Genomic DNA, 21,305 nt, shown 5'->3' on the forward strand with positions numbered 1-21,305 from the left:
CACCCTACGGGTAAGGCAATCGCGGCTGAAGCCGCTCCTACAGAGCATTACACACCCCGTAGGAGCGGCTTCAGCCGCGAGATTTTATGCTCGAGCCAAACCGCTGAGGCTCACTTGCCCGACTTGATCGAGGTCCACGCCCGCGTCCGCACGCGCTCGATCTTCTGCGGCAGCGGTTGCACCACGTACAGCGACTTCTGCAGCTCCGGCGTCGGGGTCAGGTCGTGGTCGTCGGCGATTTCCGCGCCCACCAGTTCCATGCCCGGCACGTTGGGGTTGGGGTAGCCGAGAAAATCGCTGATCGGCGCGATCACCTTGGGTTCGAGCAGGTGGTTGATGAAGGCGTGGGCTTCGTCCGAATTCCTGGCGCTCTTGGGGATGGCCCAGGTGTCGAACCAGATCGGCGCGCCTTCTTTCGGCAGACGCCAGTTGATCGTCACGCCGTTGCCCGCTTCCTTGGCGCGGTTGGCGAACTGGTAGAAGCTGCCCGAATAACCGATGGCCACGCAAATGTCGCCGTTGGCGATGTCGGTCATGTACTTGGCCGAGTGGAAGTAGGCCACGTACGGACGCACTTTCAGCAGCAGTTCGGTGACCTTGTCATAGTCGGCCGGGTTGGTGCTGTTGGGGTCCAGACCCATGTAATGCAGGGCGATGGGGATGATCTCGGTCGGCGAGTCGAGCATGGCCACGCCGCAGGATTTCAGCTTCTCCATGTACTCGGGCTTGAACACCAGATCCCAGCTATTCACCGGCGCGTCCTCACCGAGCGCGGCCTTGACCTTGTCCGGGTTGTAGCCGATCAGCACGGTGCCGTACATGTAGGGCACGCCGTATTGGTTGCCGGGGTCATTCTTCTCCAGCAGGCCAAGCAGTACCGGGTCGAGGTTCTTCCAGTTGGGGATTTTCGACTTGTCCAGCGGGGCGAACACGCCGGCCTTGATCTGGGTTTCGAGGAACTGGTTGGAGGGGATCACCAGGTCATAGCCGGAGTTGCCAGTGAGCAGCTTGGCCTCCAGCGCCTCGTTGGTCTCGAAGGTGTCCCAGGTGATCTGGATGCCGGACTCCTTCTGGAAGTCCTTGGGCACCTCCGGGAGGATGTAGTCCGCCCAGTTGTATACGCGCAGTTCCTTGGCCTGCACCGCGCCGCTGAGCAGGGTGGCGCCGCACAGGGCGACGCCGAGCATCTGTTTGATGGCTTTCATCGTTTCTCACCCCTGAAATATTGCTCTTGTTTGGCAGATTTCTGACTGCTGATGAGGCGCCGATCAGGCGCCCTCGAAGCCTTCCAGCACGTTGACCGCGTTGACGCCGATGGCCTCCACCGCGTAGCCGCCTTCCATGATGAACAGCGTCGGCAGGCCGAGCGCGGCGATGCGCCGGCCCATGGCCAGATAGTCCGGGCTGTCGAGCTTGAACTGCGAGATCGGGTCTTCCATGTAGGTGTCCACACCCAGCGACACCACCACCACCTCCGCGCCATACTCGGCGATGCGCTGGCAGGCCTGCTCCAGTGCGGCGCTCCAGGCCTCCCAGGAGCTGCCCATGGGCAACGGGTAATTGAAGTTGTAGCCCTCGCCGGCGCCCTCGCCCAGTTCGTCGGCATAACCGAGGAAAAACGGGAACTCCTCGGCCGGGTCGCCGTGGATGGAAGCGAACAGCACATCGCTGCGCTGGTAGAAGATGTCCTGAGTGCCGTTGCCGTGGTGGTAGTCGACATCGAGGATGGCAACTTTCTTGCGGCCCTGGTCGAGGAAGGCCTGGGCGGCGATGGCAGCGTTGTTCAGGTAGCAGTAACCGCCCATCACGTCACCGGCTGCATGGTGGCCTGGCGGACGGCACAGGGCGAAGGCGCTGTGGGCACCGTTGGCGATCTCCTGCTGGGCGCTGAGCGCCACTTGCGCGGCGCTGTAGGCGGCCTGCCAGGTGCCGGCGGTAATCGGCGCACCGCCGTCGAAACTGTAGTAGCCGAGCTGGCCGTGCAGGTCATTGGGGATCATCCGGCGCAGGGTGCGCGCCGGCCAGGTGAACGGCAGCAGGTCGCCCTTGCCGCCCTGCTCCTGCCAGCGCGCCCAGGCACTCTTGAAGAACTCCAGGTAGGCCTTGCTGTGGATGCGCTCGATGGGCGCCAAGCCGAAATCCCTGGGTGCGCGAACCTCGCCGAGCTGGCGATTGTTCACACGGGCGAGGATATGGTCGGCGCGCTGCGGCTTCTCGAAGCAGGGCATCAGTTGCCCGTCGATCAGCTCGCATTTGCCGTGATGCAGGTGGTGGTCGTCGCTGTAGTAGGTGAGCATGCAAAGCGCTCCAGGCTCGTTGTTGTGCCTGCATTGTTCGCCTGCGCGGCCAGCGTCGAGAACGCTGGCAACGGCCAAAAGGGGATCGAAATGGCCAAATTGCGCTGCCACCCGGATGCTCACCGGCAAGATGTAACGAGGTGTGAGCCTTAAGTTTTCGTTAAGCCAGGGCGCCGAAGGTAACGGCTCCGAACCCCATCAGGAGCCTTACCATGCGTCGTCTACTGCTCGTTTCCGCCCTGCTGGCCTGTGCCGCACCGGCCTTCGCCAAGACCGAATGCACCACGGCCGAACGCTCCACCTGGCAAGACCCCGACCAGTTCCAGGCCAAGCTGGTGGCCGATGGCTACAAGATCAACAAGTTCAAGGTCACCGAAGGCAACTGCTACGAGCTCTACGGCTTCGACAAGGAAGGCCGCAAGGTCGAGATCTACCACGATCCGGTCAGCGGCAAGGCCGTGAAGACCGAGATCGACGACTAAGCGCAGCCCGGCGCTGGCCCTGGCGGCCGGCGCCTCGTGACGAGAGCCCCGCCATGCCCCTTTTAGCCCGCACCGCCCTGGGCGGTCTGCTGCTGCTCGGCGCCACGCCGCTGCTGGCCGACACCGATTGTGCCCGCCCCGACCGCAGCGCCTGGATGCCGGAGTCGCAGTTCCGCGAGCAAATGAAGCGCCAGGGCGTGCAGATCACCAAGTTCCGCATCACCCCCGGCCATTGCTACGAGATCTATGGCTTCGACCGTGACGGTCGCAAGCTGGAGGTCTACTACGACCCGGTCGACGCCCGCCCGGTGGCGGAAGTGGCCAGCTCCAGCCTGCGAAAGCCCAGCCATCCCTGAGCCACCAACCATGACCCCGACCTTCAAGACCTGCGCCCTGCTGCTGGGCGCGGCCACGGTGTTCGCCTGCGCCTGGCTCGGCGCCGCGCCCCATGCGCTGGCCCCCTTCGCCAAACAGCCAGCGCCACCCGCGGCCGACGCGCCACAGGCCCTGGCCGCGCACTTCGCCTCCTCCGACCTGGAGGACTTCGTCCATTCCGCCTCGATCACCGGCCTGCCCGGCGGCGACCTGATGGCGGCCTGGTTTGCCGGCAGCCGCGAAGGCGCTGCCGATGTGCAGATCCGCGCCGCACGCTTCGATGCCGCCAGCGGTCGGTGGAGCGGCGAGCGCGTGCTGGCCACGCGCGAATCGACCCAGCGCGCGGTCGGCAAGCACATCCGCAAGCTGGGCAACCCGGTGATCAGCCTGGCGCCGGACAATCGCCTCTGGCTGTTCTACGTCTCGGTATCGCTCGGCGGCTGGGCTGGTAGCGCGGTCAACGCCATGGTCTCCGACGACCTCGGTGAAACCTGGTCGGCGCCGCGCCAACTGGTCACCAGCCCGTTTCTGAATATCAGCACCCTGGTGCGCGCCGCGCCGGTGTTCCATGCCGACGGCAGCATCGGCCTGCCGGTGTATCACGAGTTCCTCGGCAAGTTTCCCGAGTACCTGCACCTGAGCGCGAATGGCGAGGTGCTGGGCAAGTACCGCATCGGCAAGGGCCGTTACTCCCTGCAACCGACCGTCGTGGCGCTGGACGAGCGCCGTGCCGTGGCCCTGCTGCGCTATGCCGGTGAGGAGCATCACCGCGTGCTGGCCAGTTACAGCGAAGACGCCGGGCGTAGCTGGAGCCGACCGGAACCAGTAGAACCGAGCAACCCCAACTCGTCCCTGGCGGCGGTCGGTCGCCCCGACGGCAGCCTGCTGGTGGCGATGAACGACCTGGAGGACGGCCGTTTCCGCCTGACCCTCTACGCCACCGACGCCAAGCTGGGTAACTGGCGCACCCTGGGCGAGCTGGACGAGACGCCCAACCCCTGGGGCGAGCCGATCCCAGGCGACGAATTTCCCGCCGTGGTCAGCGAGAAATACCGCGCCAGCGGCGGCAAGCCCGAGCAGCAGGCGCGCTTTCTCGAACAGGTAACGGCACGCATGTGCAGCGCCGAAGGCTGCACCTTCGACTACGAGTACCCCTACTTCACCCGCGACCGCGAGGGCACCTACCACCTCGTCTATTCATGGAACGACATGTTCATCAAGCACCTGGCCTTCAACGAGGCCTGGCTGTCGGAGCGCCGCCCGCATGACTGACTTCTGGCTGCCGCACCTGGCCTTCGCCCTGCTGGTTTTCCTGATCCTCACGCGACTGACGCGCAATACGACCCAGCGCGGCATCCTGCTGGCAGGCAGCCTGCTGCTCAGCCTGGTTCCGGTGCAGGGCATCAGCCTGGCGCTGCAGTTGCGCACCTATATCGGCGACCTGTCGGTGGCCAGCCTGGTGCTGCTCGGCTGGTCGACCCTGAGTCGTTTCGGCGTGCCACCTGCCAGCGCCGGTGATCGCCTGGCCAGCCTGGCGCTGTTCGCCGGCCTGGCCGTGCTGCTCTACCCGGCGGCGCTGGGCCTGAGTTATGCCGACCCCTACCAGCTCGGCTTCGAACCACGGCCGATGCTAATGGTGCTGGGCCTGCTGTGCGTGGTGCTGATCGTCCAGCGCAGCTGGCTCGGCGCCCTGGCGCTGGTACTGGCGACCCTGGCCTTCGCCCTGCGCCTGGGCGCATCGGAAAACTACTGGGACTACCTGATCGACCCCTACCTGGCCCTCTACAGCCTCGGCGCGCTGCTTCTGGCAGGCGGACGCTGGCTGCTGATTCGACTCTCGACTCGAACAAGGAACCTCGCATGAGCTGGTTGAAATCCCGCCGCCTGCATTACCTGGCAGGCCTCACGACGCTGCTGTTCGTGCTATTCGCCAGCTTGCGCGGGCTTTTCCTGCTGGGCTTCTTCGCTGTTGAGAGCATCAGCGAGCCGGACGTGCTGCCGACCCTCGGCATCGGCCTGCGCTTCGACCTGCGTCTGGCCCTGCTGTTGATGCTGCCGGTTGGCCTCCTGCTGGCGCTACCAAAGCTGCGCCTGGCGCGCTTTCGCGCCATACGCTGGTTGCTGCGCGGCTATCTACTGCTGGCCGTGGCGGCGCTGGGCCTGCTGTACATAGTCGACTTCGGCCACTACGCCTATCTGGGTGTGCGCCTCAACGCCACGGTGCTGCGCTTTGCCGGCGATGCGCAGATTTCCGCCGGCATGCTCTGGCAGACCTACCCGGTACTGTGGATAACCCTGGCCTGGCTGGCCGGTGTGGCACTGTGGGCCTGGGCGTTGCTACGCCTGGAGCGCGCCACCCTGGATCGCCCCGCCAGCGGCAAGGTTGGTGTGCTGCCAGCCCTTGGCGGTGCGGCAGTGGTGGGCGTGCTGGTATTCTTCGGCCTGCTCGGCCGCGCCAGCGCGCTGAATCTGGAGAACCCGGTGCCGCTGCGCTGGAGCGATGCCTTCTACAGCGGCAACAGCCAGATCGGCGCGCTCGGCCTCAACCCGGCGCTGTTTCTCTTCGACACCCTCAAGCTCGAACCCGCCGCCTTCGACGAAGCGGCCGCGCGCGAGCACTACGAGGTGGTTGCCGATTACCTGGGCGTCAGCGAGCGTGATGCGCAGGGGCTGAACTTCTTCCGGCACCAGCCGGTGCAAGCGCATCGCATTCAGGCCGAGCGCCAGCCCAACGTGGTTTTCGTCATGCTCGAATCCCTCGGCACCAGCGCCGTCGGCGCCTACGGCAACCCGCTGAACCCGACGCCGAACCTGGATCGTCTGGCCCAGCAAAGCTGGTTCTTCCGACACTTCTACGTGCCGGTCACCGGCACCGCCAAGACGGTGTGGGCGAGTATCACCGGCATCCCCGACGTGTCGCGCCAGGAGACCGCCACGCGCAACCCGCTGATCGCCCGCCAGCGCACGCTGATCAACGCGCTCAACGGTTATGAGAAGTTCTACATGATCGGCGGCAACGCCGGCTGGGCCAATATCAATGCGTTGATCCGCCAGAGCATCGACGACGTGCAGCTCTATGAGGAGCGTCACTGGCAGTCGCCACAGGTGGACGTGTGGGGCATTTCCGACCTGGATTTCTTCAAGGAAAGCACGCGCCTTCTCGGCGCCCTACCCAAGGACAAACCGTTCTTCGCCTACCTGCAGACCTCCGGCAACCACCGGCCCTTCACCATCCCCAAGGACAACGACAGCTTCGAGCCGCTCGACCTGCCGCTGGAACAGGTGCAGCAGGCCGGCTCGCGCAGCGTCGAGCAGTACAACGCGGTGCGCCTGCTGGACTTCAATATCGGTCGCCTGATGGAGCTAGCCAAGGAGCAAGGCTTCTACGACGACACCATCTTCGTCTTCTTCGGCGACCACAACACCCGCATCAGCCAGATTCCGCACATGGCGCCAGCCTTCGAGCAACTGGGGCTGGAGAGCAACAACGTGCCGCTGCTGATCCACGCGCCGAAATGGCTGGCGCCGCGCGAGTTCGACGAAGCCGTGGGTCTGGCCGACCTGCTGCCGACCGTAGCCGGCATGGTCGGCGTGCCCTTCGATAACGGCGGCCTCGGTCGTGACCTGCAACTGCCGGCGCCGGAAGGTGAGCGCGTGGTGCCGCTGGTGCTGCAGGAAGGCACCTTCCCGGTGATCGGCGCGGTGACCCGAGATTTTCTCGTGCAGATGCAGCACGACGGTAGTTCGCCGACCCTGCACGACCTGCGCTCGCCGACGCCACGCGACAACGTCGCCGAGCGCCACCCGCAAGAGTTCCAGCGCCTGCTGGGGCTAAGCCGTGGCCTGCATGAAGCAGCGCGCTTGCAGATGTATCGCAACGTACAAGCAGAGAAGTGAGCACACTTGTGGGAGGCGCTTTAGCGGCGAGCTTTTATCGCGGCTGAAGCCGCTCCTACGGAGTGTGTAGGAGCAGCTTCAGCCGCGAATGCCATCGATCATCTCAGGCGCGAAAGCGACTCGGCGGCACGCCGCTCCAACGTTGGAAAGCATGCCGAAAGCTGGCGGTTTCGCTGAAGCCCAGCACTTCGGCGATGCGATACACCGGCCATTGCTGCTCATTGAGCAGAGCCTTGGCACGCTCGAAGCGCAACTCGTCGAGCAGGCCCTGATAGCTGGTACCCAGTTCCTGCAGGTGGCGACGCAAGGTACGCGGCGAGCAGTGCATCTGCTGCGCCAGGTTCTCCAGCCCCGGCGGCTCGGCCAACTGTGCGGCCAGCAACTGGCGCACCCGCTCCAGCCAGGCCTGGCGGCTGCTGAACTCGGCGTTCAGGCGACGGCAGCGCTCGACCATATCGCCATGGGTGACGCTGTCGGCCAGCGGCAGGCGGCGCTCCAGCAACGCGGCAGGAAAGGCGAAGGCATTGCGCTGCGCCTCGAAGCGCAGCGCGCAGGGAAAACTCTTGGCATAGCGCTTCATATAGCGCGGCTGGGCATAGGTGAACTCGGCACCCTCCAGCGGTATCGGCTGACGCAGCAGTTCGTCACCGATCAGCTTCAGCGAAGCCAGGCACATCTCCACGTTGAACACTTCCAGCGCCTCGGCATCGCGATAGCCGCTGGCGCAGATCCAGGCCAGTTCGCCTTCCACCTGTAGATCGAGACGGAAATAGGTGCCGAGCAGCGCAGGGTACTGCAACAGCAGGCGCCAGGCGTCACCAAAGGTGGCAGCCGAGAGCGCGGCGTAACCGAGCAGCCCATAGGAGGAAACATGCAGGCTGCGCCCCAACTCCAGCCCCATGTCGGCACGCAGGGCCAGGGCATTGGCACACACCTGCAACTCCTGCACCCGGGTGATGCGCGCGTCGGCATTGTCCAGATCAGCCGCACCAATACCGCTCCCGGCCAGCAATTGCGGGCGCAACTCGGGCTGGTCGGCAAAGCGTTGCAGGATCAGGGAAACCACGTGCAGGGTGGTCAGCGAGGCGTGCAGCATGATGCGTTCCGTGGGGGAAGACTGAGAATAGAACGCAAGAAATATGCCGCGAGGGGCGGGTCAACGCCCGCCCGATACGATCAACGGTTACGCAGGATGGCGTTGATGAAGTCGCCCTGGTTGGCTTCATCTGGATGGGTGGTGAACTGCAGCTGACCATCCTTCTCATGCAGTTTCATCGCCTCGCCGAAGCGGCAGTCGACACCCTTGAGGGTCTTGGCTTCGGCCTTGTAGCGGTCATCACGGCCGCACAGATAGGCCATCTGATTGACCACCTCGCCGCAGAAGCTCGGCACGCTGAGGCCAATCAGTTGCTCGTCGCTGATCGCGCTCCAGTCCACCTTGGTCGCCAGCGAGGTACCGCAGGCCTTGGTGGCTTCGCCGTCCATTTGCTGCAGGCGCGCACTGTAATCGGCAACACGCTGCTTGCGGTCGAAGGCAGCCAGGCGCGCCTGCAGGCCATCCTTTTCCTGCTTCTCATAGAGTGCCAGGAGATCCTTCGGCTTGAGCGCCTTGGTCTTGTCCTCGTTGTAGCTGAGTTCGAAGCCCTGAGTGTTCGGCAGGTTGAGCTGGTAGCTCTCGCCGCTCCAAGCGCGCCGCTTGTTCAACAGGTTGTAGTCACGACCATCGAGACGGATGCCATAGTCGCGCTGCTCGTTGCCCAGCTCGCGAACGTCGGTAAGGAACACCACTTCGTCGAGCGGGTGATTGATGCCGCGCACCTGCACCAGCGCCTGCGTGCCGTCAGCGGAAGGGGCCAGCGCCAGGCTCACGCCCTGGCCGGCATCGAATACCTGCGGATGCTTGGCCAGATCCAGCGCAGCGGCTTGAAGGGAAAGCAGGGAGAGGGCAACGAGCGAAACGTACTGTTTCATGACGACACGTCCTTGTTCGGATGAAGAGCGCACAGTATAGCCCGCCACCTGGCGGCGATCTGTGCGCCCGTCCGCGTCCGTTCTGTAGGAAAGTTGCCAGTCCGTGGCCTTGCTCGAATCAGAACTGCAACACCACCCGCCCCTCGATCTGCCCACCGCGCATCTGATCGAAGATGCCATTGATGTTGTCGAGCTTGTCGCTGTGCACCGTGGCCTTGACCAAACCCTCGCCAGCGAAATCCAGCGCTTCCTGCAGATCGGCGCGAGTCCCGACGATCGAGCCGGTGATCGTGATGGCCTTGAGCACCACATCGAAGATCGGCGTGGGGAAGTCACCCGGCGGCAGGCCGACCAGGGCCACCGTACCGTGCCGGCGTGCCATGCCGATGGCCTGGCCGAAGGCAGCGTTGGACACCGCAGTGACCAGCACGCCGTGAGCGCCGCCGATATCGCGCTGCACCACCTCGGCGGGGTTTTCCTTGCGCGCGTTGATGGTCAGGCTGGCGCCGAGCTTGCGCGCCAGTTCCAGCTTGGCGTCGTCGACGTCCACCGCAATCACGTGCAGGCCCATGGCGCGGGCATACTGCACCGCAACGTGGCCGAGGCCGCCGATACCGGAGATCGCCACCCACTGGCCGGGGCGCGCCCTGGTTTCCTTGAGGCCCTTGTAAACCGTCACGCCGGCGCAGAGGATCGGCGCGATCTCGAGGAAGTCGACGTTCTTCGGCAAAATGCCGACGTAGTTCGGGTCAGCCAGCACGTATTCGGCGTAGCCGCCATTGATCGAATAACCGGTGTTCTGCTGACCCTCGCACAGGGTTTCCCAGCCGGTCAGGCAGTGCTCGCAGCAGCCGCAGGCGGTGTACAGCCAGGGCACGCCGACGCGGTCGCCCTCCTTGACCCGCGTGACGCCGCTGCCGACCGCTGCCACGTAGCCGACCCCTTCATGGCCGGGAATGAATGGCAGGCTCGGCTTCACCGGCCAGTCGCCTTCGGCGGCGTGCAGGTCGGTATGGCAGACGCCCGAGGCCTCGATCTTCACCAGAATCTGCCCGGGGCCAGGCAGCGGGGTTTTCACCTCCTCGATACGCAGCGGCTCACCAAAGGCGTGGACGACTGCGGCTTTCATGGTCCGGTTCATGCGCGGTTCCTCTTGCATGCGAGTGTCTGTCCAGTGTGCGCACGCAGCCCACGCCGGCATTGCTCCAGAGCAAGGTTTAGGCGGTTTTCACCCTCTGCCACAGCTTGCATGACAAACGGTCATCGCCACTGCCCGCCAGCAGTGGCTTTGCGTTATACTGCGCGGCCTTCGGCCGGCAGCACCCGGCCAACGAATCATGACAAGCCACGCTGGCCCGCCCGCGTGGCTTGTTGGTTTTTGACGCGCCGCGAGGCGCCCGAGAGAAGAGGCACGACGATGAGCGCACTGGTTGGCGTGATCATGGGCTCCAAGTCCGATTGGTCCACCCTTAGCCACACCGCCGAGATGCTGGACAAGCTGGGCATTCCCCACGAGGTCAAGGTGGTCTCCGCCCACCGCACCCCGGACCTGCTGTTCCAGTACGCCGAAGAGGCTGAAGCACGCGGCATTCAGGTGATCATCGCCGGTGCCGGTGGCGCCGCTCACCTGCCGGGCATGTGCGCGGCCAAGACCCACCTCCCGGTGCTCGGCGTACCGGTGCAGTCGTCGATGCTCTCGGGCGTCGACTCGCTGCTGTCGATCGTGCAGATGCCGGCCGGCATTCCGGTCGCCACCCTGGCCATCGGCAAGGCCGGTGCAGTCAACGCCGCCCTGCTGGCCGCCAGCATCCTCGGTCACCAGCACCCGCAGTTCCATGCGGCGCTGAAGCAGTTCCGTCAGGAACAGACCGATACCGTGCTGAGCAACCCGGACCCGCGCGAGGCCTGACGCCCATTCCATCAGGGGCTGCGACACGGCGCATTTGAACGCTGTGCGCTGCTCGGAATGCTCATTTACCGGCGTAAACTCCGCTTCCTGCGCTGCGGGCAGCGTTCAACTGCTTGGTCTCGCCACCTGCTGAAAAGGGGCTTTGTTATGAAAATCGGTGTGATCGGTGGCGGCCAACTGGGCCGCATGATGGCCCTGGCGGGCACCCCGCTGGGCATGAACTTCGCCTTCCTCGACCCGGCGCCGGACGCCTGCGCGCAGGCGCTCGGCGAGCATATCCGTGCCGACTACGGCGATCAGGATCACCTGCGCCAGCTGGCCGACGAGGTCGACCTGGTCACCTTCGAATTCGAGAGCGTGCCGGCCGAAACCGTCGCCTTCCTCTCGCAGTTCGTGCCGGTCTATCCGGGTGCAGAGGCACTGCGCATCGCCCGCGATCGCTGGTTCGAGAAGTCCATGTTCCGCGAGCTGGGCATCCCCACCCCCGAGTTCGCCGACATCCAGTCGCAGGCTGATCTGGACGCCGCGGTGGCCAGCATTGGCCTGCCGGCGGTGATGAAGACCCGCACCCTGGGTTATGACGGCAAGGGCCAGAAAGTCCTGCGCAAGCCCGAAGACGTCACTGGCGCCTTCGCCGAACTGGGCAGCGTGCCGTGCATCCTCGAGGGCTTCGTACCCTTCACCGGCGAGGTGTCGCTGATCGCCGTGCGCGCCCGTGACGGCGAAACGCGCTTCTACCCGCTGGTGCACAACACCCACGACAGCGGCATCCTCGCCCTGTCCGTCGCCAGCACCGATCATCCGCTGCAGGCGCTGGCCGAGGACTACGTCGGCCGCGTACTGGACAAGCTCGACTACGTCGGCGTGCTGGCCTTCGAGTTCTTCGAGGTGGACGGCGGCCTCAAGGCCAACGAGATCGCCCCGCGCGTGCACAACTCCGGGCACTGGACCATCGAAGGCGCCGAGTGCAGCCAGTTCGAGAACCACCTGCGCGCCGTCGCCGGCCTGCCGCTGGGTTCCACCGCCAAATTGGGTGAAAGCGCCATGCTCAACTTCATCGGCGCAGTGCCGCCGGTGGACAAGGTGATCAGCGTTGCCGACTGCCATCTGCACCACTACGGCAAGGCCTTCAAGGCCGGGCGCAAGGTCGGTCATGCCACCCTGCGCTGCGCCGACCGCGCCAGCCTGGATGCGCGTATCGCCGACGTTCAGACGTTGATCGCCGAAGTCTGACAGATCGATTCGCAGCTAGACTCTTGAACGACGGTGGTCGTTCAAGAGCCCCCCATGAAGCGTCTTCTTTCCTTACTGCCTCTACTGTTCACGCTGACCTGCGTGGGCGCGCAAGAGGTGCTGCGCGTCGATTTTCGCGAACGGCCACCGGAGATGCGTGCTGTCGACGGGCTACCCAGCGGCCCGCTGATCAGCGTGCTGGAAACGGCCGCACACCGTGTCGGGGTAGACCTGCAGTGGCGTGAAGCGCCCTTCCTGCGCAGTCTTGACGACCTGCGCTCCGGACGAGTCGACCTAGTGCCGCGCGTGCTGCTCACTCAACAGCGCCGCGAGTACATCCATTTCCTGCCCAGCATCGGCAATCAGCAACTGAACGTTCGCTTCGTCGTGCGCCCGGGGGAAGAGGCCAGACTGAGCCGCTACGAGGATCTGTACGACCTGTCCCTGGGCGTCAAACGCGGTACGGCCTATTTCGAACCTTTCGACAGCGATGACATGCTCGGTCGCGCCTATGCCAGCGACGATGCGCAACTGGCCGCGATGTTCCGGGCTGGGCGCCTGGACACCATCGCAGTGCTCGACGCCGTACCGATGGAGGCGCAATTCCAGGCCATGAACTTTCGCGCCTACAGCTACGCGCACTACGCCCACCAGCAGGTACTGGGCAACCACTTCGGCGCATCGCTGAAACGCTACCAGAGCGACCGGCGCGAACTCTACGACCGCCTTGGCGCTGAGCTGCAACGCATGCGTGAAGAGGGCGAAGTTGCCCTGATCTACCACCGTTATGGCGTTCTGCCGCCAGACGAGGCGAACTGATAGCCCCATTGACTTGTCCCATGCCGAGCCTGCCGCACGAGCGGCACTCATCAAGGAGACACGCCAATGGGCATTATCGGCACCATCTTCATCGGCCTGATCGTCGGGTTGATCGCACGTTTTCTCAAACCCGGCGATGACAGCATGGGCTGGATCATGACCATCCTGCTCGGCATCGGTGGCTCCATCGCCGCTACCTATGGCGGTCAGGCGCTGGGCATCTACCAGGCCGGACAGGCCGCCGGTTTTATCGGCGCAGTGATCGGCGCCATCGTTCTGCTGGTAATCTACGGCGCGATCAAGAAGGGCTGACAAGCCCTGGTCAGGAGCCGACTTGTCGGCTCCTCGTTAACGCCGCCACGAGATGCCATACCCCATGCGCCACCTGCTGCTCGCCCTGCTGTTTTGTACCGGCCTGGCCCACGCCGAACTGCCGGAAACCGACTGGCTCGACCTGATGCCACCCGAAGACCGCAAGGCCCTCGAGGAAATGCCCGAGATCAGCCACGACAGTCCTGAAGGCGATAGCACCTTCTACAACGAGGGCGGCCTGCGCCAGCAGGACAAGGATCTGCCTGCGGTGATGTACTCCGCCAAGACCGTGCCCGAACTCGACGGCAAGGCCATCCGCCTGGGCGGCTACCCGGTACCGCTGGAGAACGACGAGAAAGGCAACAGCACCCTGTTCTTCCTGGTGCCCTACCCGGGCGCCTGCATCCACGTGCCACCACCGCCGCCCAACCAGCTGGTACTGGTGCGCTACCCCAAGGGCATCCCACTCGAGGACATCTACGCCCCACTGTGGGTCAGCGGCGAACTGAAGGTGGAGCAGGTCAGCAACGACCTGGCCGACGCTGCCTACGCCATGGAGGCGGGCGAAGTGCGTCTGGTAACCGACGAAGACCTCTACTGATTGCTCTGGAGTCTGCGCATGAAAGCTGCCGCCCTGTTGTTGCTGTGCCTGCTGTCTACCGCCGTACTGGCTCTGGAGCCCGGCGAACGCCTGGCGCCCTGGACGCTGCTGGATCAGCATGACGTGCCCTATACCCTGAACGACGAGACCCGCATCCTCCTGGTCGCCCGCGACATGGACGGCGCCAAACTGGTCAACGCTGCCTTGGAAGGCAAGCCCAAGGGTTATCTGGACGAGCGCCACGCGGTCTTCCTCGCCGATATCAGCCGCATGCCCCGCATCATCGCCACCCTCTTCGCCCTGCCGAAGATGCGCGACTACAACTACCGCGTGCTCCTCGACCACGACGCCCGCATCGCCCCGCGTTATCAGGTTGGAGAGGGTGAGGTGCTGTGGTTGCAGTTGGAGGATGGGACGTTGGTGGAGCAGAAGGTGTTCAGGGATGCAAAGGCTTTGGATCAAGCATTGGCCGCAGAGCGGCACTGATCGCTGCGCCTTACTTTCTCTCCAGCACGCGCGGCGGGATCCTCGCCTGCTTCCGGGCGGCGATCATCTTCTCATGGTACTGGCCATAGGCTTCCCGGGCCTGTTTTCGCTCTCCCAGCGCCCAGTAGGCATCCGCCAGGTTGAGGTAAGCGACGACCCTGTCCGGGTGTTTGCGGGTGATGTGCTTCAGCAGTTCCACCGCTTCCGGGTAATAGCCGGCCTGCTCGAACAGAAAGCCCAGGTCGTTCGACCAGCCGACCTTTTGCGGGAAGTAGTATTTCTCGGCGATGTAGTTGCCGGGCTCGCAGTCGCCATCCTCGTCGCCCGAGAGGAAGTAGCCGACGAGGGTATTCAGCGCTTGTGCGTCACCCACCTTGTAAGCCTTCAGAGCGGCGTCGAAATTGCTAGCTACCGTCTCTGGCATCAGTTTTTCCGCCATGCTACCCGATGTCTGGCGCGCCAGACGCCACTCCCTCAATACACTGAAGACTCGGCTGCCATCGAAGTTAGCAATCGATGTAACGCCAAGGATCTTCTTGTCTATTGAGTAGCTACTCAGGAGCGAATGGTCGCACTCGGTGTTGTTCTCATTCAGAAGAACTTGGTTCAGATCGAAGGACTTCGCGGTGTCGTCGTATCTAAATCTTAGGTTGAAGTTATAGGCGCCATTACCCTCTTCGCGAGTGATCAACAGCAGGTAATCTCCTGCCCGGGTAGATGGTGAAAGCAGATCGTAGCGCTCGCCCTGCAGATCAATGGCCGTTATCTTGGCCTGACGCTCGGCAAGCAGTTTCGCCGAGTAGCCGTCGTAACTATTGGGCGAGTATTCGTTCTCGATACGCTGCAAGGCCTTGCCGGTGTCGAGCACCACCTTGCCTGTGCGGTCAATGATCAGCAGGCGCTGGGCACCTAAGTCACCCTCTGCGATGCTCAGCTCCTTCAGCGCGGACAGGCCTTCGAAGCGCATCGTTTCGGCGTGGGCCAGGGCACCGGCCAGCATCAGCAGGGAGGTGAGAGCGAAACGCCACTTGATTGTTCCTGAGATAACGAGGGCTATCATCTTTAGCTATTTTGCCGCTGCACTCTGTTCTGGGTTATTGCCTTGAGTGATCAGAGGCCGCAGGCCGCCCCAAGGGTTCTGTAGATCGTAGTCTTGCCGCCCGCCTCGAAGGCAAGGTCGACATGGCTGTCATCCGACTAGTTGTATTCGGTCGGGTGGAAGATGTGCTGGTTGGTGCGGTGTGCGAGGTAGGCGAGCTGCGGCACGATGGCCAGCCGATAGCGGGTCATGCGCTTGCCGGACTCGCCCTGTTCGACACGATGGATCAGGCCGTGGATACCGTCGCCGTTGGGGCTGAAGGCAAGGAACGCACGCTGGTGCAGCAGGCTGACCAGGTCGAGGTCCGGCCGTTCGCTGATCAGCTCGACGTCGAAGCGATAGGGCTGGCTGATGGCCTCACACTTGGCGTCAGATGACGCCAAGTGTGTTGTGGGTTATTTGTTAAAGAGCATCGCCGCCGCCTGGTAAATAGATCAGTCTCCTTCTGTCTCTATTTTGGACTTATGCAACGAGAAATATTTTCTCTCCCGCCGATATCTGAAAGCCTTTCAATATCAGAATCACTTAATGGTTTGTGTGGGTCACGCTCATCAATGATTATTTCCTCTCCGCCCCATATCCACGCATCTCCATTGCTAGCCCACTCTCCGCCACAAAATGAACCGGTTTCCTGCCTGACTACGCACCCGCTGGACATTTCAATAAACACACAATAGGCGCGTTCATATTCTTCATCAGTGCCTCCACCTTGCAAGAATCCGCGGATAATTTTATTTACCTTTAAGTATTTCTTGCCCCATGAAAAATCGGCATCTTCACTCTCATCAAAGTAAGCACTATCTCCTGAAAAGAGTTTCTGAGAGACACCGTTTTTCAGATAAAAAACTTTGCGCCAAGAGCCTTGTTCTGGGCTGGCAAAAACTACCTCGCCACTATGAGTTTTAGCTACACTGGAGGCATCTTGCGCACAGGCGTATACGCTGCAAACGGCAAGAAACAAAAATCCCAATGATGTTGGCTTGCCTAAAATAGTTTTCACAAATTTTCCTCAAAGGGCGTCTTTTAAATGTTTGTATCTGCTCAGGGCAACACTGCGGCCATTTACTATCGCCATTCTTCGTGTACTGCCATAGTCCTCAAGTATTTCAAGCTCGTAAATGGCGTGGCTATCACCCCAGTTCGAAGGGAATCTAGATACATTTGGATTTTTATCGAAGAATCTATTTAAGGCCGCTCCAAAGTCTCTACCAACATAGCCGGGGCGGTTGATATGATGATCAAGTGCAGTAGCCTTCCCAAGCGGGGACTTGAGAAATTCCTTGAGTTTGTGTTCAGAGCCTGTAGGTCTTATCTCTAACACCTCATTTCTCATACGCTTAGAAAAATCTAGAACCTGTTGCTCTTGAAATTTCTCATGAGTAATAGCTTTAAGTATTGCACCAAGAGGAGGTGATTCAACCTTCTGTTTCTTGGCGAAAACATCTTCACTGAAACCCTCCCGAATCAGCTTTTTGAGGTCAGTTCCAGTATATTCATTGCCCCCAGTGAGGGCCGTGTTCTTGTAATACAGCTTTGCCTGCGCCCGAGGTCCTTTGACTATCCATCCGCACGCTTCAAAGAGAGCGGTATAAAAACTTGGGTGACGCTCTTTAAAGTCAAAAACTTGGATAGGGAATTCTCCGGAACCGGTCGAGTTTATGGTTTTCTGCATGGCTCCGGCTGTTAGTATTTCACTATCATATGACTGTATAGAGTCTATATTTCCCTCGTTCGGAGACATTGCAATAAAGATTTTTTTCTCTTCCTCGGTGACTATGCCGGCAGCGACAGACTCATCCCACTTAACGTATTCTTTTAGAGAGATTGATCCTGCATATAAGGGACCATAAATCGTTGCGCTTTGCCCTTTAAAACGCACGCACGAGAATATCCGGCCAAGTTTGCATCCGCAGTCTGTTATTTTTTCAGAGAAGAACTGGTTTAAGAATCCTGCAGGCTGAATATGCCACGCCTTCCCATCTCCATTAATCCCATGCTGCCCCGCCAGCTCTTTCCACCAGCTCAGCTTTTCGATCCGCTGTTTTTCCACTTCCCAAATCGGATTCGGCTTACCAGGCTCTTCCGCCAGCAACGGATCGAGCTCATCCCATTTACCCTTATTCCAGAACCATTCGCTTTCGTACTTGGTGATCAACTGCCCTAGCACTTGGGCGTGCCAAGGCTTGGCCAGCGCTGCGCGGATTTCCTTGCTGGTCAGTACGCCATCCTTGTCGCTATCGACGATGTCGTATAAACGGGCAAGCGCCACAATTGGGCCACCATCGGCCTTGCTGATCTGGGCGCGATAGTTGTGCTGTTCGTCCGTACTCAGCATGCCCCTGGCGTTGAAGGCATAGGTCAGTTTCTCCAAGGGTGTTCCGGTGTCCTCAACCCATTGGAAATCCAGCCATTCCCAAGGGCTATGCCGGGTCGTGATCAGTTCCTGCTCGGCAAGCCAGCCGTCGATGGAATTGCCGTTTTCGTCAGCGAACAATCCATCCAGTCGCCACCAGTAGGTTGTGTTGGGTGTGGCGCTACCTTCCACAGTGGTTTTGACTTGAATCTTGTTCGCCGCTGGTAGGCCATCCAGCAGCGCCTGGGGAATGATCAGGTCGACGCCGATCTGGCTGCCGTTGTCGCTTAGCTTGGGTGGGTTGCCCGCATTGATGTCATCACGATGGGCAATCAATTTACTCGCGCCCTTATAGACCTTGAGCAGGGTTTTCTGATCTGCGGGCAACCGATTGGCCCAGGCGCGGCTCTGCGCGATAAAACCAGGCACATCGTCGCAACTGAAGACTTCGAGATGGACGAGAGGATGAGCTGATCCATTGTGATTCTGATAAATCCCAGGGTGGCCAATCAGTTCGCCCGCCTTGATCGAGATGCCTTCGCCTAGGATGACGAGCGTGCCTGGATCTTTGGGCTCACTCCGAGGGGTCAGAAATTTGGAGGAAACATAGCCAGGTAGATTGCCTTCACCATCGGCCGTAAGGGCTGAGCTTGCTGCACCGCTGATGATGCTGACAAGTTTGACAAAACCACCCTCTGCGGCGCTCACCGTGATTTCTGCACCCTTGGAGAGTTCGGACAATCTAGTGGAGTTGGCGTCAGGGTTAGCACGGACGCCCAAGCCTCCACTTTGGGTATTGACGATATAGCTCTTGGCCTCCCAAAAGGCTGGTCGTGGCAGATCGAGTTTAGCCTGATAGCTCTCCCAATCCTGTAAATGCATGTACAAGCTGTAGAGAGTCAGACTCGGAGGTATTTGCTCATCAGTTGCGTCGCCCTCGGCTTTCTTGGGTTGTGGCGGCTGAAGAATGTGTTTGACCAGAACGAATCCTGTGGAAAATAGCGCCCGCTTGACTCTTGGAATTTCATCGGTGAACTCGCTGATCGGATAGCGCTGGTCGATACGGTAAGCAATCACTTCACCATCGGCGATGCAACGCACACTCGACTGATCGAATACGGCTGCAGTGCCTTCATCGAAATGTACCCCGCCATGCCACAGGCCATTTTCACCAGTCGGGTAGTAACCGCCCTTGGCCTTGGCCATATGGGTAAGAAGCTGCAGCGGATTGCTGCTCGTTTCCTTGCTGGGAAAAGGATAAGCCCAATTGATCGGTTTGTTCTCGGCCATCTTAAATCCGTCCTTTACCTTGACTGCCGGCTGTCTGGGCGGCCGGCGTTTATCCCTGTCTTAACCGGAGAAGTTGAGCGTCCGTTTACGCTTCAGCGGCGTACTGGCCAACTCGCCCGGCTGCGCCTGCTCCAACAAACTCCCCGCCTTGTCGCTATCGGCCATACCCGGCAGCACCGGCGGTTTGATCTTGAGCCCCGAGCCCTTGCCCGGCGAGCCACCAGCGTTGAGCCTGGCCAGCGGGCCGCTGATGGTGATGCCGCCGGGGTCGAGTTTGATAAAGCTTCCGCCGGCCTTGATGGTCAGTTCGATGCCGGCTTCGATGACCATTTTCTGACCCGCCTTGAGGTGGATCTCGCGGCCCGCCTTGGTCAGTTGTGCGGTACCCAGTTTGATGTGCTGGTCGGTGCCCACCGTCAGGTGATCCTGCGGTTTGACCTCGACCTTGCGGTCGGCGGTGACGGTGAGGTGTTCCTCGGCCAGCAGTTCGGTGTAGCTGTTCTTCTCTACGGTGTCGTGGCGTTCGTTGCCGACGCGGATCTTCTGGTCGTGTTCGATGTTCTCGTCCCAGTCGCGCTGGGCATGAATGTAGATCTGCTCGGCGCCCTTGCGATCCTCGATGCGCAGTTCGTTGTAGCCACCACCGCCGGGGCTGCTCAGAGTCTTGAACACGCTGCGCGTCTTGTTCGCCGGCAGGTCATAGGGCACCACGTGTTCGGCGTGGTAAAGGCAACCGGTGACCAGCGGCTGGTCGGGGTCGCCTTCGAGGAAGGTGACCAGCACTTCCATGCCGATACGCGGGATGGTGATGGCGCCGTAACGATCGCCGGCCCAGCTGGAGCTGACGCGCAGCCAGCAGCTGGTTTTCTCGTCGGCCTGGCCTTCGCGATCCCAGAAGAATTGCACCTTCACCCGGCCGTACTGGTCGCAGTGGATTTCCTCGCCGGCGGGACCAGTGACCACGGCGCGCTGACTACCCAGAACACGAGGTTTCGGGTGGGCCAGGGAAGGCCTATACGGCACGTCCCAGGGAGTCGCGAGGAAGCGGTTGCGGTAGCCCTGGTGGAAGTCATCGTCTGCGTTGGCGTCCGCCTTGCCGGTGACCCCACGTAGCAGGGCCGAGAGCCCCTTGCCCAGCACCGAATCACTGGTGACCGACTCCTCCAGCACCTGTGGTTGCTTGCCTTCGTGCAGCACTTCGGTGAGCAGCCAGAGGTCGTTCCAGTCGCTGCGTGGATGCTCGGAAATCTCCAGCAGGTGCCCCGTAACCAGCCGCGGCTGGTCGCTCTGTCCTTCCAGTTGCTGGTAGTCGGCGCGGTGGCGCTCCAGAGCGCGTTTGGCCAGGTGCTTACCGCGCGTGCGGTCGGTGTAGCGGCCGGGATAGTCGTAGTCTTCCAGATCGGGCAGGCCGTCGTTCTCGCCGGCTTGCTCGCCCTGGTAGGCCGCCTCCAGGAGCAGCCGTGGCTGCTCGAAGTCGTAGTCACGGCGGGTGGTGCGGCGGGTGCGGGTTTCCAGGCGCAGGGCCAGGCGCTTGATCACCGGGTCGTCGGCGGTCATGCCGCTGTCCTGGATATAGGGCGTGGGCTGGCCAAGCCTGGCGAAGGCGGTCTGGTCGTCGCCGAAGGTCAGCACGTGGCCGCTTTCGCTGTGCTGGAAGTGGTAGTGAATACCTTCCTCCTCGCACAGGCGCTGGACGAAGTGCAGGTCGCTCTCGTCGTACTGCACGCAGTAGTCGCGCTCGGGGTAGAGGGTGGGGCCGAGCTGGAACTGGTAGCCGCCTTCGACGATGCCGTGCTCTTCCAGCACTTGGGCGACGATCTGCGGCACGGTCAGGTGCTGGAAGATGCGCTGGTTGGTGCGGTGCGCCAGGTACGCAAGCTGCGGCACGATGGCCAGGCGGTAGCGGGTCAGGCGTTTGCCGGATTCGCCCTGTTCGACACGGTGGATCAGGCCGTGGATGCCGTCGCCATTGGGGCTGAAGGCGAGGAAGGCGCGCTGGTGCAGCAAGCTGGCCAAGTCGAGGTCCGGCCGTTCACTGATCAGCTCGACGTCGAAGCGATAGGGCTGGCTGATGGCCTCGCGGCCGCTGAATTCGAGCACCTGCAGGTCGTGCTCGACGCCCTCGATGCTCAGGCTGAAATGGGTTTCGTTGGCCGGGTTGAACATATGCGTATCCTTTCG

General features: G+C 61.9%; 20 protein-coding genes and 1 pseudogene. 11 read left to right on the forward strand and 10 right to left on the reverse strand.

What is annotated here, in order from left to right; genetic code table 11:
* Window positions 1–110: 110 nt before the first annotated feature.
* Both CDO35_RS11905 and CDO35_RS11910 read right to left on the reverse strand, forming a co-directional pair.
* Window positions 111–1,205: a polyamine ABC transporter substrate-binding protein gene (locus CDO35_RS11905; protein WP_099524949.1), complete on the reverse strand. Its 1,095-nt coding sequence runs from the start codon at window positions 1,203–1,205 to the stop codon at window positions 111–113.
* Window positions 1,206–1,268: 63 nt separating this feature from the next.
* Window positions 1,269–2,297 carry a histone deacetylase family protein gene (locus CDO35_RS11910; protein ID WP_099524950.1) on the reverse strand — a complete coding sequence of 343 codons (1,029 nt, stop codon included), beginning with the start codon at window positions 2,295–2,297 and terminating at the stop codon, window positions 1,269–1,271.
* A 212-nt stretch (window positions 2,298–2,509) separates the two neighbouring features.
* Here CDO35_RS11910 and CDO35_RS11915 point away from each other — a divergent pair, with 212 nt between their 5' ends.
* Genes CDO35_RS11915 through CDO35_RS11935 form a run of 5 tightly spaced genes read left to right on the forward strand, consistent with a single transcriptional unit; the run spans window position 2,510 to window position 7,051 of the window.
* Window positions 2,510–2,779, forward strand: a complete 270-nt coding sequence (locus tag CDO35_RS11915; RefSeq protein WP_099524951.1) for a PepSY domain-containing protein — start codon at window positions 2,510–2,512, stop codon at window positions 2,777–2,779.
* A gap of 53 nt (window positions 2,780–2,832) precedes the next feature.
* On the forward strand, window positions 2,833–3,135 hold the full coding sequence (locus CDO35_RS11920; protein ID WP_099524952.1) for a PepSY domain-containing protein: 303 nt from the start codon (window positions 2,833–2,835) through the stop codon (window positions 3,133–3,135).
* Between the two features lie 10 nt (window positions 3,136–3,145).
* Window positions 3,146–4,426, forward strand: a complete 1,281-nt coding sequence (locus CDO35_RS11925) for a sialidase family protein (RefSeq protein WP_099524953.1) — start codon at window positions 3,146–3,148, stop codon at window positions 4,424–4,426.
* Complete coding sequence (locus CDO35_RS11930; RefSeq protein ID WP_099524954.1) at window positions 4,419–5,018, forward strand: hypothetical protein; 600 nt, start codon at window positions 4,419–4,421, stop codon at window positions 5,016–5,018. Before CDO35_RS11925 ends, CDO35_RS11930 begins: the two co-directional genes overlap by 8 nt.
* The gene (locus CDO35_RS11935; RefSeq protein ID WP_099524955.1) at window positions 5,015–7,051 is read left to right on the forward strand and encodes an LTA synthase family protein; all 2,037 of its coding nucleotides are present in this window, start codon (window positions 5,015–5,017) and stop codon (window positions 7,049–7,051) included. The genes CDO35_RS11930 and CDO35_RS11935 overlap by 4 nt, the downstream gene beginning before the upstream one ends.
* 103 nt (window positions 7,052–7,154) lie before the next feature.
* On the opposite strand, the gene CDO35_RS11940 is transcribed toward CDO35_RS11935, so the two are convergent.
* From CDO35_RS11940 to adhP, 3 genes are all read right to left on the reverse strand, one after another.
* Window positions 7,155–8,147, reverse strand: coding sequence for an AraC family transcriptional regulator (locus tag CDO35_RS11940; protein ID WP_099524956.1), 993 nt, complete (start codon window positions 8,145–8,147; stop codon window positions 7,155–7,157).
* Between the two features lie 80 nt (window positions 8,148–8,227).
* Entirely contained in the window at window positions 8,228–9,022 is a 795-nt protein-coding gene (locus tag CDO35_RS11945; protein ID WP_099524957.1) for a hypothetical protein, read from the reverse strand.
* A gap of 118 nt (window positions 9,023–9,140) precedes the next feature.
* Entirely contained in the window at window positions 9,141–10,163 is a 1,023-nt protein-coding gene (adhP, locus tag CDO35_RS11950; RefSeq protein ID WP_099524958.1) for an alcohol dehydrogenase AdhP, read from the reverse strand.
* Between the two features lie 276 nt (window positions 10,164–10,439).
* Here adhP and purE point away from each other — a divergent pair, with 276 nt between their 5' ends.
* From purE to CDO35_RS11980, 6 genes are all read left to right on the forward strand, one after another.
* Window positions 10,440–10,931 (forward strand): 5-(carboxyamino)imidazole ribonucleotide mutase, encoded by a 492-nt coding sequence (purE, locus tag CDO35_RS11955; protein WP_003242109.1) that lies wholly within the window; start codon window positions 10,440–10,442, stop codon window positions 10,929–10,931.
* A 147-nt stretch (window positions 10,932–11,078) separates the two neighbouring features.
* Complete coding sequence (locus tag CDO35_RS11960) at window positions 11,079–12,164, forward strand: 5-(carboxyamino)imidazole ribonucleotide synthase (RefSeq protein WP_099524959.1); 1,086 nt, start codon at window positions 11,079–11,081, stop codon at window positions 12,162–12,164.
* Window positions 12,165–12,218: 54 nt separating this feature from the next.
* Window positions 12,219–12,983: a substrate-binding periplasmic protein gene (locus tag CDO35_RS11965; RefSeq protein WP_099524960.1), complete on the forward strand. Its 765-nt coding sequence runs from the start codon at window positions 12,219–12,221 to the stop codon at window positions 12,981–12,983.
* A 66-nt stretch (window positions 12,984–13,049) separates the two neighbouring features.
* Window positions 13,050–13,295, forward strand: a complete 246-nt coding sequence (locus tag CDO35_RS11970) for a GlsB/YeaQ/YmgE family stress response membrane protein (protein ID WP_017676370.1) — start codon at window positions 13,050–13,052, stop codon at window positions 13,293–13,295.
* A 64-nt stretch (window positions 13,296–13,359) separates the two neighbouring features.
* A complete protein-coding gene (locus CDO35_RS11975) occupies window positions 13,360–13,896 on the forward strand; it encodes a DUF3299 domain-containing protein (RefSeq protein ID WP_099524961.1) in 537 nt (178 codons plus the stop codon).
* Window positions 13,897–13,914: 18 nt separating this feature from the next.
* On the forward strand, window positions 13,915–14,382 hold the full coding sequence (locus tag CDO35_RS11980; protein ID WP_099524962.1) for an FAD/FMN-containing dehydrogenase: 468 nt from the start codon (window positions 13,915–13,917) through the stop codon (window positions 14,380–14,382).
* A 10-nt stretch (window positions 14,383–14,392) separates the two neighbouring features.
* On the opposite strand, the gene CDO35_RS11985 is transcribed toward CDO35_RS11980, so the two are convergent.
* From CDO35_RS11985 to CDO35_RS12000, 5 genes and pseudogenes are all read right to left on the reverse strand, one after another.
* Entirely contained in the window at window positions 14,393–15,442 is a 1,050-nt protein-coding gene (locus CDO35_RS11985) for a tetratricopeptide repeat protein (RefSeq protein ID WP_099524963.1), read from the reverse strand.
* 158 nt (window positions 15,443–15,600) lie between these two features.
* Window positions 15,601–15,840, reverse strand: a pseudogene (locus CDO35_RS11990) (contractile injection system protein, VgrG/Pvc8 family); the annotation flags it as partial.
* Between the two features lie 92 nt (window positions 15,841–15,932).
* Window positions 15,933–16,481 (reverse strand): hypothetical protein, encoded by a 549-nt coding sequence (locus CDO35_RS22800; protein ID WP_143507324.1) that lies wholly within the window; start codon window positions 16,479–16,481, stop codon window positions 15,933–15,935.
* Window positions 16,482–16,490: 9 nt separating this feature from the next.
* A complete protein-coding gene (locus CDO35_RS23025) occupies window positions 16,491–19,124 on the reverse strand; it encodes a hypothetical protein (protein ID WP_243699075.1) in 2,634 nt (877 codons plus the stop codon).
* A 60-nt stretch (window positions 19,125–19,184) separates the two neighbouring features.
* Window positions 19,185–21,290 carry a type VI secretion system Vgr family protein gene (locus CDO35_RS12000; protein WP_099524964.1) on the reverse strand — a complete coding sequence of 702 codons (2,106 nt, stop codon included), beginning with the start codon at window positions 21,288–21,290 and terminating at the stop codon, window positions 19,185–19,187.
* Window positions 21,291–21,305: the final 15 nt, after the last annotated feature.

Source organism: Pseudomonas sediminis, from assembly GCF_002741105.1.
GTDB classification, from domain to species: Bacteria; Pseudomonadota; Gammaproteobacteria; order Pseudomonadales; family Pseudomonadaceae; genus Aquipseudomonas; species Aquipseudomonas sediminis.

What these genes read in the sequence shown, in the direction of transcription:
- CDO35_RS11975 (WP_099524961.1), top strand. Translation starts at nt 13,360, where the DNA reads ATGCGCCACCTGCTGCTCGCCCTGCTGTTTTGTACCGGCCTGGCCCAC.
- CDO35_RS11935 (WP_099524955.1), top strand. Translation starts at nt 5,015, where the DNA reads ATGAGCTGGTTGAAATCCCGCCGCCTGCATTACCTGGCAGGCCTCACG.
- CDO35_RS11925 (WP_099524953.1), top strand. Translation starts at nt 3,146, where the DNA reads ATGACCCCGACCTTCAAGACCTGCGCCCTGCTGCTGGGCGCGGCCACG.
- CDO35_RS11980 (WP_099524962.1), top strand. Translation starts at nt 13,915, where the DNA reads ATGAAAGCTGCCGCCCTGTTGTTGCTGTGCCTGCTGTCTACCGCCGTA.
- purE (WP_003242109.1), top strand. Translation starts at nt 10,440, where the DNA reads ATGAGCGCACTGGTTGGCGTGATCATGGGCTCCAAGTCCGATTGGTCC.
- adhP (WP_099524958.1), bottom strand. Translation starts at nt 10,163, where the DNA reads ATGAACCGGACCATGAAAGCCGCAGTCGTCCACGCCTTTGGTGAGCCG.
- CDO35_RS11965 (WP_099524960.1), top strand. Translation starts at nt 12,219, where the DNA reads ATGAAGCGTCTTCTTTCCTTACTGCCTCTACTGTTCACGCTGACCTGC.
- CDO35_RS11930 (WP_099524954.1), top strand. Translation starts at nt 4,419, where the DNA reads ATGACTGACTTCTGGCTGCCGCACCTGGCCTTCGCCCTGCTGGTTTTC.
- CDO35_RS23025 (WP_243699075.1), bottom strand. Translation starts at nt 19,124, where the DNA reads ATGGCCGAGAACAAACCGATCAATTGGGCTTATCCTTTTCCCAGCAAG.
- CDO35_RS11985 (WP_099524963.1), bottom strand. Translation starts at nt 15,442, where the DNA reads ATGATAGCCCTCGTTATCTCAGGAACAATCAAGTGGCGTTTCGCTCTC.
- CDO35_RS11945 (WP_099524957.1), bottom strand. Translation starts at nt 9,022, where the DNA reads ATGAAACAGTACGTTTCGCTCGTTGCCCTCTCCCTGCTTTCCCTTCAA.
- CDO35_RS12000 (WP_099524964.1), bottom strand. Translation starts at nt 21,290, where the DNA reads ATGTTCAACCCGGCCAACGAAACCCATTTCAGCCTGAGCATCGAGGGC.
- CDO35_RS11910 (WP_099524950.1), bottom strand. Translation starts at nt 2,297, where the DNA reads ATGCTCACCTACTACAGCGACGACCACCACCTGCATCACGGCAAATGC.
- CDO35_RS11970 (WP_017676370.1), top strand. Translation starts at nt 13,050, where the DNA reads ATGGGCATTATCGGCACCATCTTCATCGGCCTGATCGTCGGGTTGATC.
- CDO35_RS11920 (WP_099524952.1), top strand. Translation starts at nt 2,833, where the DNA reads ATGCCCCTTTTAGCCCGCACCGCCCTGGGCGGTCTGCTGCTGCTCGGC.
- CDO35_RS11905 (WP_099524949.1), bottom strand. Translation starts at nt 1,205, where the DNA reads ATGAAAGCCATCAAACAGATGCTCGGCGTCGCCCTGTGCGGCGCCACC.
- CDO35_RS11915 (WP_099524951.1), top strand. Translation starts at nt 2,510, where the DNA reads ATGCGTCGTCTACTGCTCGTTTCCGCCCTGCTGGCCTGTGCCGCACCG.
- CDO35_RS11960 (WP_099524959.1), top strand. Translation starts at nt 11,079, where the DNA reads ATGAAAATCGGTGTGATCGGTGGCGGCCAACTGGGCCGCATGATGGCC.
- CDO35_RS11940 (WP_099524956.1), bottom strand. Translation starts at nt 8,147, where the DNA reads ATGCTGCACGCCTCGCTGACCACCCTGCACGTGGTTTCCCTGATCCTG.